The organism is Sphingobium sp. B11D3B, assembly GCF_025961735.1.
Taxonomy (GTDB): domain Bacteria; phylum Pseudomonadota; class Alphaproteobacteria; order Sphingomonadales; family Sphingomonadaceae; genus Sphingobium.
Genome location: NZ_JAOQOF010000001.1, coordinates 1,381,430 through 1,395,769, shown reverse-complemented (window position 1 = coordinate 1,395,769; position 14,340 = coordinate 1,381,430). Strand labels below are relative to the sequence as shown.

13 protein-coding genes are annotated in these 14,340 nt (G+C 66.1%); 6 read left to right on the top strand and 7 right to left on the bottom strand.

The features are described 5' to 3' along the window. Positions 1 to 121 precede the first annotated feature (121 nt). Both M2333_RS06580 and M2333_RS06575 read right to left on the bottom strand, forming a co-directional pair. Positions 122 to 1,903, bottom strand: a complete 1,782-nt coding sequence (locus M2333_RS06580; RefSeq protein WP_264611224.1) for a diguanylate cyclase — start codon at positions 1,901 to 1,903, stop codon at positions 122 to 124. Between the two features lie 77 nt (positions 1,904 to 1,980). Beyond that, positions 1,981 to 2,280 carry a chorismate mutase gene (locus M2333_RS06575; protein WP_264570091.1) on the bottom strand — a complete coding sequence of 100 codons (300 nt, stop codon included), beginning with the start codon at positions 2,278 to 2,280 and terminating at the stop codon, positions 1,981 to 1,983. Positions 2,281 to 2,457: 177 nt separating this feature from the next. Here M2333_RS06575 and M2333_RS06570 point away from each other — a divergent pair, with 177 nt between their 5' ends. Next, positions 2,458 to 3,471 carry a polyprenyl synthetase family protein gene (locus M2333_RS06570; RefSeq protein ID WP_264570092.1) on the top strand — a complete coding sequence of 338 codons (1,014 nt, stop codon included), beginning with the start codon at positions 2,458 to 2,460 and terminating at the stop codon, positions 3,469 to 3,471. Positions 3,472 to 3,984: 513 nt separating this feature from the next. Next, positions 3,985 to 4,575 (top strand): FxDxF family PEP-CTERM protein, encoded by a 591-nt coding sequence (locus tag M2333_RS06565; RefSeq protein WP_181559422.1) that lies wholly within the window; start codon positions 3,985 to 3,987, stop codon positions 4,573 to 4,575. Between the two features lie 102 nt (positions 4,576 to 4,677). On the opposite strand, the gene M2333_RS06560 is transcribed toward M2333_RS06565, so the two are convergent. Next, positions 4,678 to 5,475 carry an N-acyl amino acid synthase FeeM domain-containing protein gene (locus tag M2333_RS06560; protein WP_264611223.1) on the bottom strand — a complete coding sequence of 266 codons (798 nt, stop codon included), beginning with the start codon at positions 5,473 to 5,475 and terminating at the stop codon, positions 4,678 to 4,680. Between the two features lie 372 nt (positions 5,476 to 5,847). Between M2333_RS06560 and hrpB the strand changes: the two genes are divergently transcribed. Beyond that, positions 5,848 to 8,319, top strand: a complete 2,472-nt coding sequence (gene hrpB, locus M2333_RS06555) for an ATP-dependent helicase HrpB (protein WP_264611222.1) — start codon at positions 5,848 to 5,850, stop codon at positions 8,317 to 8,319. Between the two features lie 190 nt (positions 8,320 to 8,509). Next, positions 8,510 to 8,788: an ETC complex I subunit gene (locus tag M2333_RS06550; RefSeq protein WP_181559425.1), complete on the top strand. Its 279-nt coding sequence runs from the start codon at positions 8,510 to 8,512 to the stop codon at positions 8,786 to 8,788. A gap of 30 nt (positions 8,789 to 8,818) precedes the next feature. On the opposite strand, the gene dmeF is transcribed toward M2333_RS06550, so the two are convergent. From dmeF to purM, 4 genes are all read right to left on the bottom strand, one after another. After that, a complete protein-coding gene (dmeF, locus tag M2333_RS06545) occupies positions 8,819 to 9,778 on the bottom strand; it encodes a CDF family Co(II)/Ni(II) efflux transporter DmeF (protein WP_264611221.1) in 960 nt (319 codons plus the stop codon). Between the two features lie 9 nt (positions 9,779 to 9,787). Then, positions 9,788 to 10,063, bottom strand: coding sequence for a metal/formaldehyde-sensitive transcriptional repressor (locus M2333_RS06540; protein WP_264611220.1), 276 nt, complete (start codon positions 10,061 to 10,063; stop codon positions 9,788 to 9,790). Between the two features lie 241 nt (positions 10,064 to 10,304). After that, the gene (gene purN / locus M2333_RS06535; RefSeq protein ID WP_264611219.1) at positions 10,305 to 11,267 is read right to left on the bottom strand and encodes a phosphoribosylglycinamide formyltransferase; all 963 of its coding nucleotides are present in this window, start codon (positions 11,265 to 11,267) and stop codon (positions 10,305 to 10,307) included. A gap of 28 nt (positions 11,268 to 11,295) precedes the next feature. Beyond that, positions 11,296 to 12,402 carry a phosphoribosylformylglycinamidine cyclo-ligase gene (purM, locus tag M2333_RS06530; RefSeq protein WP_264611218.1) on the bottom strand — a complete coding sequence of 369 codons (1,107 nt, stop codon included), beginning with the start codon at positions 12,400 to 12,402 and terminating at the stop codon, positions 11,296 to 11,298. Between the two features lie 58 nt (positions 12,403 to 12,460). Between purM and M2333_RS06525 the strand changes: the two genes are divergently transcribed. Both M2333_RS06525 and M2333_RS06520 read left to right on the top strand, forming a co-directional pair. Beyond that, positions 12,461 to 13,705, top strand: a complete 1,245-nt coding sequence (locus M2333_RS06525; RefSeq protein ID WP_264611217.1) for a heavy-metal-associated domain-containing protein — start codon at positions 12,461 to 12,463, stop codon at positions 13,703 to 13,705. Continuing rightward, positions 13,702 to 14,340 (top strand): DnaA ATPase domain-containing protein, encoded by a 639-nt coding sequence (locus M2333_RS06520; protein WP_264611216.1) that lies wholly within the window; start codon positions 13,702 to 13,704, stop codon positions 14,338 to 14,340. The genes M2333_RS06525 and M2333_RS06520 overlap by 4 nt, the downstream gene beginning before the upstream one ends.

The following is a 14,340-nucleotide window of genomic DNA, read 5'->3' as shown; positions in this document are numbered from 1 at the left end:
TGGTCTGCCGGCGCCGGGGGGTAGCGCCATGACCATGATATAGCGGGAACTTGTCGCGAGACTTTGTCGCGGGCAGGAACAAATGTCACAAAATGTCGCCAGTTCGCAGCCGCCTTGCCGATCAGGCGGCGACCACCCGATTGCGACCGCCGCGCTTCGCCTGGTAGAGCGCGATGTCCGCCTCATGGATGAAATCCTCGGCGCTTTGCCCCTGCCGGTAGCGCACGACGCCGCAGCTGATCGCAGCCCGCAGGCTGTTGCCCGAGGGCAGGGCAATGGGCTCGCTGCTGACCGCGGAGACGATCCGGCCGCAGATTTCCTGCACGCGATCCCAATTCGAGGTGGCGAGGAGCACCACGAACTCGTCGCCGCCCATGCGCCCGACGGCGTCGCTCGCCCGGACCTGGCTCGAGATGCGACATGCGATTTCCCGCAGCACGGTGTCGCCCATCTGGTGGCCGCTATTGTCGTTGATCAGCTTGAACCGGTCGATGTCGATCACGGCTAGGCTGAGGGTGCCCGGTGTCGCCTTCACCAGCGCCTGCTCCAGCCGCTGATGAAAGCCGGCCCGGTTGAGCAGACCGGTCAGGCTGTCCGTCGTGGCGGTGCGGGAGAGCCACAGCTCCTGCTTCTTGCGCTGGGTGATGTCTTGCACCGTCGCGATTGTCCCGATGCACCGACCGCGCTCGTCGAAGTGCGCGCGGAATGTCGCCTCCATCCAGGCGTCACGCAGCTTGAGGGTGCGAAACTCGGCAATCTGGCTCGTGCTCACATCCTCAAGCGCCGCGCTATGCGCGCGGGTCAGATCATATTGGCCTTCCTCCGAAATGTCGGAGAGTCCTGCGCCGACGAGCGCGTCGAACGGGCGGTCGAGCAGCAGTTCGCGCGTGCCCACGACCCGTGTGCAGACGCCTTCGAGGTTGAAGGCCAGCAGCAGCACCGGAGAGGCTGAGGCGAGCAGGTTCAGCGACTGTTCGTTCTGGCGCATTCGCTCGATCGTCGCCTGGCGGCTGGCGAGCATGGCCGAGATCGGCACCTGCACCACGATGAGCAGGGCGATGAACATCTGGATCCCGTAGAGATGATGGGCCGCATGATGGCTGTGCATCACCGGCGGGCCATAGCCGCCCATCATCGCTGCGCCGCCGATGACGGTGACGATGGCGAGGGCGATCTTCGTCGCCATCCACCCGCTGCGCAGTAGAACGAGCAGCATGGGCGGAACGACGAGCAGCAGATGCGATGATTCTGTCGAGAAGAAGGCGACGCCAGCCCCGCCGGCGGTGAGGGCGAGCAGCGCCGCGACTTCCAGCCTGCGTTGCCGGGTCTGGCTGGCGAGGCTGCGCTTCATCTCGCCGTTGAACATGGCGAGGAAGACCGGCGTGAAGATCAACAGGCCCAGAGCATCCGCCAGGAACCAGCGCGCATAGGCTTCGCTGAGCGGATGGGCATTGTTGGCCCAGGCGCCGAGCCCGCCCAGAAATGCGCCGCAAGCCGGCCCGACCAGCCCGGCCCAGATCAGCACATGAGGGAGAGCCTCGGGGTCCGAAAAGGCGTGGGCGCCATTCCTGTGCAGCTTGAGACCGGCCACGGCGACGGCAATTTCCAGCCCATTGGCGAGCCCGTAGACCATGGCCGTCTGGAGGTTATTGCCAGCCGGCAGGCCAGACAGCACATTGGCGACCATGCCCGCCATGATGAGGGCAGGGGCCTGCCGCGCGGGCCGTGCGAGCACAATGGCCAGCAGGAAGGCATTGGCGATCCACACGGGCGCGACCATGCCATTCGTGGTCTTGAGCGAGATTGTCGCGTAGGAAATCACGAAGTAGCCCAGGCCCGCCAGTACCGGCAGGCCGGCATGGCGGATGAAGGCGTAAAGGATTTGGCGCTGGCTTTGCCCCATGGCCCATCATGGCCCGGCGCAGGTTGTTACCTGGTTAACGCAGCGGGAACAATCTGGCGGCGTTACCCTCGGGCGCCTCAGGCGCCAGCGGCATCCGCCTCGTCGGCGCGCATCTGCTCGTGATGCCGGATCACTTCATCGATGATGAAGCGCAGGAACTTCTCGGTGAAATCCGGGTCGAGATTGGCGTCGACTGCCAATGTGCGCAGGCGGGCGATCTGCCGGGCTTCGCGGTCCGGGTCAGCGGGGGGCAGGGCGGACTGAGCCTTGTGCTCACCGACCGCCTTGGTGATCTTGAAGCGCTCTGCCAGCATGAAGACCAGCGCCGCGTCGATATTGTCGATGCTTTCGCGGTAGCGCCTGAGCGTTTCGTCCATTCCGGGTCGTCTCCCTGAGCCTCTGGGGCATTGTTCCTGTGGCCTGATCTCGCTGGGGCGAACCAGGCTGATGAGGGGCCGGGCAGCGCCCGCAACGGCGCATCACTTGCCGCTCCGGGCGCACAAGGCAAGCCAATTTGCTTGCCAAAGCGCGGTCATCTGGTCAGAGCACCGCGCATGAGCGCCACAATCCACCACCTGCCCCGCCAGGGCGCGCCATCCCTGCAGCCGATGCTGAGCCTCGTTGCGGAGGATATGAACCGCGTCAACGAAGTCATCCTCGCGCGAATGCAATCGCGCATTCCGCTGATCCCGGAACTGGCCGGGCACCTCATCGCCGGCGGTGGCAAGCGGCTCCGGCCCATGCTCACGCTCGCCTGCGCGAGGCTTCTGGACTATGCCGGCACCCGGCACCACAAGCTGGCGGCGACTGTCGAGTTCATCCACACCGCCACGCTGTTGCACGATGATGTGGTGGATGGCAGCGCCATGCGCCGCGGCAAGCAGACCGCCAACATGATCTGGGGCAACAATGCCTCGGTTCTGGTTGGTGATTTCCTGTTCAGCCGGTCCTTCGAGTTGATGGTCGAGGATGGCAGCCTCAAGGTTCTCAAGATCCTCTCCAACGCATCTGCGGTGATCGCCGAGGGGGAGGTCAATCAGCTGACCGCCCAGCGTCGGGTCGAGACCGACGAGGACCAGTATCTCGACATCATCGGTGCCAAGACCGCGGCCCTGTTCGCTGCGGCCTGCCGCATCGCCGCCGTGGTTGCGGAGCGCCCGGAGGCGGAGGAACTCGCGCTGGATGCCTACGGCCGCAATCTCGGCATTGCCTTCCAGCTCGTCGACGATGCGATCGACTATGTCTCGGACGGCGCGACGATGGGCAAGGATACCGGCGATGACTTCCGCGATGGCAAGATCACGCTGCCGGTAATCCTGGCTTATGCGCGCGGCGGCGAGGCGGATCGCAAATTCTGGAAAGAGGCGATGTCCGGCCTCCATGGCGATAATGCCGATCTCGCCCATGCCCAGCATTTGCTGCGCGAAACCGGCGCGATCGACGACACTATGGCGCGGGCGCGCCATTATGGCCAGCGCGCCATCGACGCCATCGGCATGTACGGCAAGGGTGCCGCCAAGTCTGCGCTGGTCGAAGCCGTCGAATTCGCGATCGCGCGGGCTTACTGATCCCGCTTTCCGGCAGGCGCCCGCGCCTCCCACGTTGTGCCGACACCCATAGCGAGATGACGCGCCGCGCTGCCCGTTGGGGTGGGGCGGCCGCCTCGCCCAGCCGGTTTCGAATCGGGGCTTGTCTGGGCGGCAGGCCGCCACTTCCCCTATTCTCGCCAGTCCCGTCCCGTCCATTTTCGGGACACGGGGTATATCGGCCACGATCCAAATAATTTTGCGCTGCACTGGAACGATGGTGCGTTGCGACGAAGCGACCGCACCGTCCGCCACAGCGTGGTAAATCTGCGGTTAACGGTTGGGATCTTTGGGAACCCGGCAAATTGGTTGGTTGGATTAAGTATCTGAAATACAGCAATAAAATATGAGGAATTCGTTGATAATCCGTTAACCGACCAGTATTTCTCTGCTCGAGCGGTCGCCTCATTATCTACTCGGAATGTTCGCCTTTCAGGCGGTGTGGGAGAAGCATGATGAGCCAGCTCAAAAACCGAACAAACAAAGGAGCTATCCATGAGGAAACTGGTATCTTTGGCCGCGCTGGCCACTGCAGCAGCATTTGCGCCGGGTGCGGCCAACGCGGCCACCTGCGTTGCCATGAACTGCACGTTCACGCCTGGCGATGACGAGTTCACCACGTCTGGCGACACCATTCCCCCCATCACCGAAGCCGTTTCGGCCACCATTGGCCGCACCGACATCGGTTCGGGCATCTTCACCGACATTTACCGCTTCATCGTGGACGTTGATGGCGTTGGCAGCGGCGGCATCATCACGACGCTGTCGGGCCTGTCGACCAACATCGACCTGCTGACGGTCACGATCAACGGCAAGGACGTCCCGATCTTCGGTCAGGGCACCGACGTTGAATCCGCTGGCATTTCGGGCTTCCCGATCATGGCCGGCATGCTGAACGAGCTGGTGATCAGCGGCACGTCCGCCGGTCTGGGCTCCTACGGCGGCAACCTGACCTTCACGCCGTCGCCGGTGAGCGCGCCGGTTCCGGAGCCGGCCACCTGGGCACTGATGCTGCTCGGCTTCGGCAGCCTTGGCTACACGATGCGCCGCGCACGTCGCACGAGCGCACGGGTCCAGTTCGCCTGATGATCCTGGCCGTCTCCCACGGGACGGCCTCGATAAAGAATGGGGATCAACGGGTGCAGCCGTTGAACCCCATTTTCATGCCATGACGGCGAATGATCCCATTCAGGCGGCGCTGCGCCAGAATGTGCCGCTCATGCCATTGCGGCTGCGCGGTTCTGCGCAACCCGCATCCCTGTCCCACGATCGCGCGACGCGCCGTGCGACGTCCTGCTCCTCATCGCGCGAGAAGAAATAGGGGTAGAGCGAGCGGCCGATCTTGTCGGCGCGGCCGGCAAAGCGATTGATCTGCTCGGCGACATCGCAGACCTTGAGGCGCATGAGCTGTACCGGCGTATCCTTGGGCCACCAGGAGACGGACTCATCCATCTTCGGCGGGCCAAGCCGGTCGAAACCGAGCATGGCCTCATAATAGCGCACATGGCGTGGATGCACCTCGATCACCAGATCCGTGCAATCGAAGCGCTGCATCCCGTAAATGAAGATGACATGAAAAAGCCCCGCGAGGACGGAGGGGGACTTGGTCATCGGGTCGACCGCGAACTTGGTGAGTTCGCACAGGCGGGCACCGGGCGCCTCGCGCAACGCATCCAGTTCCGTGCGAAATGTTTGATCAGTCGAAAGGCCGGCTGGTGAGTCCACCGTCAGAGTGAGCGTGGCGATTACGGCATCTTCCAGCGCTGCGGTAAAGACGGCCTGATGATCGCCATTGTCGGGGAGCAGATGCGCCATGCCATAGCCGCGCCACCCGTACATGCGGTTCAGGAGATCATGCGCCTGCTGGCGCAGATCCGGGCGATCGGCCAGCCGGACATCGATGGTGCGCAGCCTCTGGCCGCAGGCAGACGGGATACGGCGCACGGACAGCAACCCGCCGTGCGGTTCCGCCAAAGAGGCGGACACAACATGATCATGCACTTGGACGACCCCCAAAAGGCCCAACCGGGCCAGACGAGCTTTCTATTTTTACGAAGCCTTGCGCCTCAGCGAGGCCATGGATGGGTTCGATCGGTTAACAGAGCAATACCTCTTCGCGGCAAAGAGGCGGAGCGTTCGGGCGTTGCGGCAAAAGGTAGGTAGTTCCATGACTTAAGTGAACAAGTGCACGGAACTCTAGCCGCGCGGGTGTAGTCGCAGGAGCGCATTGCTCCGATGACGGTGGCTAAGCATTAACCATGTTCGCCATCCTCGGATGACGCTGCGGCGGTCAGGATTTGCTCTTATCCCTTACCCCGCCAGCTTGGCTTTGGCGGCGTCGGCGCATAAGCGGATGACGTGACCGCTGCGCTCCCCATCCATGAGGTTCTGCCCGACCTGCTCGCCGCCTTGCGAGCAGGATCGAACGCGGTGCTCGTGGCGCCGCCCGGCGCGGGTAAGACGACCAGCGTTGCGCCCGCTTTGCTGGGCGAGCCGTGGGTGGCGGGCGGGCAGATCTGGCTGCTCTCGCCGCGCCGGCTTGCCGCGCGCGCCGCTGCCGAGCGCATGGCCGATCTGGCCGGTGAAAAGCCCGGCGATACCATCGGCTATGCCACTCGGCTGGAGAGCCGCCAATCCGCCCGCACCCGCATCCTCGTCGTGACCGAAGGGATTTTCCGGCGCCGCATTCAGGCCGATCCGGAATTGACCGGCGTCGCCGCCGTGCTGTTCGATGAGGTTCATGAGCGCAGCCTGGAAGGCGATTTCGGGCTGGCCCTCGCGCTCGATGCGCAATCCGGCCTGCGCGACGATTTGCGCCTGCTCGCCATGTCCGCCACGCTTGATGGTGCGCGCTTCGCCACGCTCATGGCGGTGGAGGGCAAGCCGGCCCCCGTGATCGAGAGCGCGGGCCGATCTTTCCCCATCGATCTGCGGCATATTGGCCGCGCGGCAGAGCAGCGCATCGAGGATGGCATGGCGGCGGCGATCCGTCGCGCGCTGGCCGAAGAGTCGCAGGGCGATGTTCTGGCCTTCCTCCCCGGTGTCGGCGAGATCGAGCGCACGGCCGAGCGGCTGACGGGCCTCGCCGACAGTATCGTCCTCCATCGCCTGCATGGCTCGCTCGACCCGGCAGCGCAGCGCGCAGCCCTGCGGCCGGCAGCGGCAGGGACGCGCAAGCTGATATTGGCGACCAGTATCGCCGAGACCAGCCTCACCATCGACGGCGTGCGCATCGTGGTCGATTCAGGGCTCGCCCGTCGGCCCCGGCATGATCTTGCCGCCGGCGTCACGCGCCTGGTGACGGAGCGCGCCAGTCAGGCCGCCGTAACCCAGCGTGCCGGCCGCGCCGGTCGTCAGGCGCCGGGCGTGGCCTACCGCTTGTGGGAAGCAGCGGCGACCGCCGGGCTGCCGCCGTTCGATCCGCCCGAAATTCTGGAAAGCGACCTGACCGGCCTGCTGCTCGATTGCGCGGTGTGGGGCGTGACCGACCCGACCACGCTGCGCTGGCTCGATCCGCCACCGGCGGCGGCCTTGGCCGAGGCGCGGCGCCGGCTCGAGGCGCTGGGCGCGCTGGATGGGGAGGGGCGGGCGACTCCTCATGGCCGTGCGGTCGCCGATCTGCCGCTGGAGCCACGCCTTGCGCATATGCTCATTGCCTCGGCTGAGGCGGGGGAGGGCGCTGCGGCGGCTGACGTGGCGGTGCTGCTCACCGAGCGCGGGCTGGGCGGGCCATCGGCGGACCTCGCCCGGCGTCATGCGCTCTGGCAGCGCGAGCGGGGGCAGCGGGCCGAAGCGGCGCGTGGCCTTGCCCGCCGCTGGTTGGGGTTGGTCGCGTCTGGCTCGTCGCGAGGCATTATCGACGATGCCGCGCTTGCCCGCTGCCTGATGCGGGCCTTCCCGGACCGCATTGCCCGGCGACGGGATGCCAGTGGCGAACATTGGATCAGCGCGGGCGGGCGCGGCTTCCGGCTCGATCCCGCCGATCCGCTGGCGCGTGCAGACTGGCTGGCGGCGGGCGATATTCAGGGCAGCGCCGCCGGCGCGCGCATCCTCTCCGCATTGGCCGTGCAGGACGAGGATGTGATGGTCGCTGCCGGGCATCGCGTCATGGACCGTCGCACGGTGCGCTGGCGCAAGGATCTGGCCGGCGTTGAGGCATTGCGTGAACGGCATCTGGGCGCCATCCGCCTCAGCAGTGGGCCGGATGATGCGCCCGAACGGGCCGCCATCATTGCCGCACTGGCGCAGGCGCTGCGCAGCGAGGGACTGGGGCTGCTGCCATGGGGCAAGGCGGCGCAGGCGTTGCGGACCCGGGCTGCCTTTGCGGGCGTGGGCGATGAGATCGGCGATGCGGCGCTGCTTGCCGATGCCGAGGAGTGGCTGGAGATGCTGCTCCCGGCCAATGCCCGGCGCTTTTCCGCGATCGACGGTGGCGCGCTGCATGGCCTGCTAACCCAGCGCCTGGGATGGGATGCCACGCAGCGCATCGAGGCGCTGGCGCCGGCCGAGTTCCGTAGCCCGGCCGGCAGCACCCACGCCATCGACTATGAGGCGCCGGCCGGCCCGACCGTCGAATTGCGGGTGCAGGCGCTCTTTGGCCTATCGGAGCATCCGGTCATCGGGCGCGAGCGCATCCCGCTCGTCTTGTCCCTGACATCGCCGGCGGGTCGCCCCATCCAGACGACGCGGGATCTGCCGGCCTTCTGGAAAGGCAGCTGGGCGGATGTCGCCAAGGAGATGCGCGGACGCTACCCGCGGCATCCATGGCCGGATGATCCCGCCGCGGCCAGCGCGACGCTGCGGACCAAGAAGGCTGATGCCCGTCGGTGATCCTGTTCCGGATGACCTTCCGTTCGTGTCGAGCGAAGTCGAGACACGGCAGAGCGGTGCGCGCGTGTCTCGACTTCGCTCGACACGAACGGGTCGCCTCATTCCCCCAATCATCTTGACAGGGCCCCCCGCTTTGCGCGACGGCAAAAGCGCTCGCATGTTGGGCATATGCACGATGGGGAAAGCACCGATGTCCGCCCGGATCTACCAGATACCCAAGAACGCCATGCAGTCCGGTCGGGCGCGCACCGGCACCTGGATGCTGGAGTTCGCCCCGGCAGAGGCCAAGAAGCCCGATCCGCTGATGGGCTGGGCCGGCTCTGGCGACACGCAGGAGCAGGTCAAGCTGAGCTTCCCCGACGAGGACGCCGCCCGTGCTTATGCCGAGCGCTATGGCATCGCCTATCACGTGGTAAGGACGCCGCCCAAGACGCTGAAGATTCAGGCTTACGCCGACAATTTCCGTTAAGGTCTGGAGCCGTACCGGCTGACGGGACGGCTATCGCACTTCAATCGTGAGATGCGCGAGCGTGCAGCGTCCGGCCATGCGGGCGCGAATCGTGTCGCTGCTGACATCCGGTTGGGCGATGACGCTCACGATCGCGGCATGGGCCTGCGGACCCACGCGCCAGACGTGCAGATCGGCCACGCGCGCATCGCCTTGCTCCTCGACCACTGCCCGCACTTTGCCGGCCAGCGCCTCGTCGCTGCGGTCGAGCAGCATGGCCGAGGTGTCGCGCATCAGGCTCCAGGCCCAGCGGGCGATGACCAGCGCGCCGACGATGCCCATCAGCGGGTCCATCCATACCCAATCGAGATAGCGCCCGGCCAGCAGGGCGCCGATGGCGAGGACTGAGGTCAGCGCATCCGCCAGCACGTGGAAATAGGCTGAGCGCAGATTATTGTCATGGCCATGCCCATCATGGTCATGCGCGTCATGGTCATGGCCGGCGTGATGATGATGCGCGTGACCGTGATCATGTCCATGCTCATGCCCATGCGCGCCGCCCATCAGCACCAGCGCGCTGGCGATGTTCACCAGCAGGCCGATCACCGCCACGAAGGTCGCCTCGCCGAAAGCGACCCTCGTCGGTTCGAACAGGCGCACCGCTGACTCGCTGGCAATCGCCAGCGCGACGAGGCCGAGCGCCATGGCGGAGGCAAAGCCTGCAAGATCGCCGACCTTGCCGGTCCCGAAGCTGTAGGCGGGGTTCTGCGCATGTTTGCGCGCATAGCCATAAGCGAATGCGGCGATGGACAGCGCGCCGGCATGGGTCGCCATGTGGAAGCCATCCGCCAGCAGCGCCATTGATCCGGTCCAATAGCCAGCGATGATCTCGCCCACCATCGTCACGACGGTCAGCAGGATGACCCAATAGGTCCGTCGGGCATTTTGGTCATGCGAGGCGCCGAGGAAGTCGTGGCTCGGCGTCAGGCCGTCAATATCGAGTGTCCGCATCACGGGGTCCTACTTCGCGTAGCGGCGGATGACCGCCAGCAGTTCGTCCGCCCCTTGCTGGCGCTCGGCATCGCTCAGGCCAGGCCGCGCGACATGCGCCTCCAGATGCTCGGCAATGATTTCATCGAGCAGCCCGTTCACCGCGCCCCGCACGGCCGCCACCAGATGCAAGATGTCCGTGCAGCTCTTGTCCGATTCGAGCGCGCGCTCGATGGCGTTGACCTGCCCCCCGATCCGCCGGACGCGGGCGAGCAGCTGCGGATTGATTTCGAGGAGGTGTGACATAGGGATACCCCCTATACCTATTTTCGCGCGGGTTCAATGAGGGGGGCTTACGGTCCGGACGAGACATTCGGCAGGGTTGAGGGGCGAAGGCAACTCGCTTCTTCGTCGTTCCCGCGAACGCGGGAATTCAGGCCAGCGCCGACGAAAGACGCACGGTCGAAGCTGGATTCCCGCGTTCGCGGGAATGACGAGTGGATGGTGTGTTGGGGACTATCGCTAAGGCGGGCAGTGGTCCTGCGCCCTAAAACTGGCCCGCGATCTCGAGCATTTTTGTCAGCCGCTTGGGCGCCACGGCCCGCCAGCTCTTTTCGAGCCAGCCGCGCACATGCTCCCAGTCCACGCCGGGCCGGTCGAGGCGGATCGCGATCCAGCCGCTCGCGCCATAATAAGCCGGGCGGTAGTAGATGTCGGGGTCGGCCTCGATCAGCGCGGCCATCTCGTCGGCGCCGGAGGTCTTGACCAGCAGCGCCACCGCATCCTCGCCATGGTGGCGCACCGAGACATAAGCGAAGAACTTGCCCGCAGCTTCGCTGCCCACACGCCAGCCTGCCGCGCCATGCGACTCGCGGGCGTGCGTTTCCGGCAAGGCGAGCGCCAGTTGGCCGACGCGGTCGATGAGCCAGTCCGGGTCCATCTCGCGCCCCACATAGCTGGCCAGCATTCGGGGATAGAGTTGATATTCGGCATAGAGCACGCGCTGGGCGAGCGTGTCGGCAGTATCTTCGGGCAGGATCGCGACCGGGATCTGCCCCAATACCGGGCCGTCATCCAGCGCCGGCGTGACGAGGTGGACGGTACAGCCGCCATGGCTGTCGCCAGCATCGATGGCCCGCTGATGCGTATCGAGCCCCTTGAACTTGGGTAGCAGAGACGGATGGGTGTTGAGCATCCGCCCGGCCCATTGGCCCACGAAATCGGCGGTGAGGATGCGCATATAGCCGCACAGCGCGACATAATCGGCCCCGGATGCCCGCAGCGCGTCGAGCATGATCGCCTCATGCGCCTCGCGGCTCATGCCCTTGTGGCTGTGGGCAAAGGTTGCCACGCCCTCGGCCGCCGCGACGGTCAGTCCGCGCGCTTCCGGCTTGTTGGAGGCGACGAGCACGATCTCATAGGGGCAGTCCGGCAGGCGCGAGGCATAGAGGAGCGACGTCATCGTCGTCCCCGTGCCGGAGAGCATCACTGCGACTTTGGCCTTGGACACGTCAGTTCCCCCAATCCGTTCGGGCTTATTACCCCAGATGGACCGCGTTCCAGTCTGCCATTGCGCACCACGTCTCTTGCGATCCGCGCACGGTGCAGCCCTTCTCGCCAGCGCGAATCTCGCCGATGCGGTGGACGGTCTCGCCCGCCTCACGCAACGCCGCACTCACCGCGTCCACATCGGCGGGCGCCACGACGACGGCCATGCCGATCCCGCAATTGAATGTGCGCGCCATCTCGCCAGGCTCGATATTGCCCTGTGCTTGCAGGAACGCCATCAGCCGCGGCTGCGCCCAAAGGTCCGCATCGATATGCGCGTGCAGGCCGGCGGGCAGGATCCGCGGGATGTTCTCCAGCAGGCCGCCGCCGGTGATGTGCGCCATCGCATGGACGAGGCCCTGGCGGACCAGCGGCAGCAGCGGCTTCACATAAATCCGGGTCGGCGCCATCAGCGCATCGATGAGCAGTACCTCCTGATCGAACAGCGCAGGGCGGTCCAGCTTCCAGCCCTTGTCCGCCGCCAGGCGCCGCACCAGCGAATAGCCGTTGGAGTGGACGCCCGAGGAGGCGAGGCCCAGAACTACGTCGCCCTCGGCCACCTTGTCGGCGGTTAGCACTTTGTTGCGCTCGACCGCGCCGACGCAGAAGCCGGCGAGATCATAATCGCCATCAGCGTACATGCCGGGCATTTCCGCCGTCTCGCCGCCGATCAGCGCGCAGCCGGCCTGCTTGCAGCCCTCGGCGATGCCCGCGATCACACGCTCCGCAACGCCGTTGTCGAGGCGCCCCGTGGCGAAATAATCGAGGAAGAAGAGCGGCTCTGCGCCCTGCACGATAAGGTCATTGGCGCACATCGCCACCAGATCGATACCCACCGTCTCGTGCTTGCCGCTATCGATGGCGAGTTTCAGCTTGGTGCCGACGCCGTCATTCGCCGCAACGAGCAGCGGATCGGTAAAGCCCGCGGCCTTCAGGTCAAAGAAGCCGCCGAATCCACCCAGATCGGCATCGGCCCCTGGTCGCCGCGTCGCGCGAGCGAGCGGAGCAATGGCGCGAACGAGCGCATTTCCGGCGGCAATGTCCACGCCGGCCTGCGCATAGGTGTAGCCCTCGGGCTGGTTGTGCTTGGAGTCCATGCGTGGCCCTTACCAAATCGGGCTTGGTTTTCCAGAACAATGCCGCCAAAAGGGCGCCGTGACGCTCTCTCTGCCATCCTTGCGCCCCATTCACGTCGTGTTCGCGCTGGTTCTGGCGGCCTTTGCGGCTGTGCTGGTCGCGCAGATCGAGGGTGAACGGGGTATCGCGCCGCTGGCCTCGCAGGGCGATTTCGAGGTGAAGGATATTCGCGTCGATGTCGCTGGGCCGAATGCCGATGCGGCGCGGGCGACCGGTTGGCGGCTGGCCCAGCGCCTCGCCTGGCAATCGCTGTGGAAGCGGACGCATGGCGGCAACGGTCCTGCGCTAGGGGACAGCGTGCTCGACGGGCTGGTGTCGGGCATCGAGGTGCAGCAGGAGCAGACCGGCCCCAATCGCTATATCGCTACGCTTTCGGTGATGTTCGATCGCGCCCGGGCCGGGCAGGCGCTTGGCGTTTCCGGGCAGATTCGCCGCTCCCCGCCGCTGCTGGTGATCCCCGTTCTCTGGGATTCGGGTACGCCGATGACGTTCGAGCGGGTGACGCCCTGGCAGAAGGCGTGGGCGGAATTCCGCATTTCCGACAGCCCGATCGATTATGTGCGCACCGCTGGCGATGGCCCCGATTCCCTGCTGCTCAATCCCGGTCAGATCGGCCGGCGCGGGCGCAACTGGTGGCGTATCCTCCTCGATCTCTATGGCGCGGCGGATGTGATCATGCCGATCGCGCGGATCGAGCGCAGCTTTCCCGGCGGGCCGATCACCGGCCATTTCAGCGCGCGCTACGGGCCGGACAATAATTTCATCGGGGATTTCACCCTGCGCGCCGCCACGCCTGCCGATCTGCCCAAGATGATGAGCGATGCCGTCGCGCGCATCGACCAGCTTTACGCGCGCGCGCTGGCGGACGGCACCTTGCGGCTCGACCCCTCGCTGGTCATCGAGGAGCCGGTCAACGCGGTCGAGATCGAGAATGCGGTGGGGCTGGAAGCGATCCTCGGTGGTTTGCCCACTGACACGCCCGGTGCCGCCTCGTTCAGCGTTCAGATCGAGACGCCCACGACGGCCTCGGTCGGGGAAGCGCAGGCGATGCTGCGGGGCATTCCGGGCGTCAGCGCGGCCTCAACCTCAAGCCTGGCACTCGGCGGCACGTCGGTCATGCAGGTCGGCTTCAGCGGCACGATCGAGCAATTGCGCGCGCAGCTTGAAGGACGGGGATATTCGGTCGCCGTATCTGGGAATACGCTGCGGATCGCCCGTCGGGGCGCAAGTCCACCAGCCGGCGGAGGCGGGGGCGGGCAATGACCCAGTTGCCGCTGCCCATCGGCTGGTCGCGGCATGGCGGAGCGGGAAGTCTGCTGGTCCACGCTGCCAATGCCGACGCGCTCGCGCTGGTGCGCGACTGGCAGCGCTGGCCCTCGCCCTGCACATTGCTCGTCGGCCCATCCCGGTCCGGCCGTTCGCTCATTGCCGAGGTGTTTCTGCGCGAAAGCGGTGGCGTGCTGGTCGATGATGCCGACCGCGCCGATGAGACCCACCTGTTCCACCTCTGGAACGAGGCACGCGATTCGGGCCGGCCGCTGTTGATGGTCGCCAGCGAGGCGCCGCCGACATGGACGATTGCATTGCCCGATCTGCGCACGCGCCTCGCCACCGCCGCCGTCGCGCGTATCCTCCCGCCGGATGAAGCCGTTACCGCGGCGCTGATCGCCCATGGACTGGAGCGGGCCGGCTCGGCCTTCGCCCCGGACCTCCCGGATTTTCTCGCCCGCCGCACCGCGCGCTGTTATGCCGCGATCGATGGCGTCGTGGCCGAGCTGAACGCGCTGTCGCTGGCGCGTGGGCAGAAACTCTCGGTTGTGCTGGCGCGGCAAGCGCTCCGTAACAATGCGCTGCTAGACGGGGCGGATGAGACCGCACCGCATGAGGGAACCCACTGA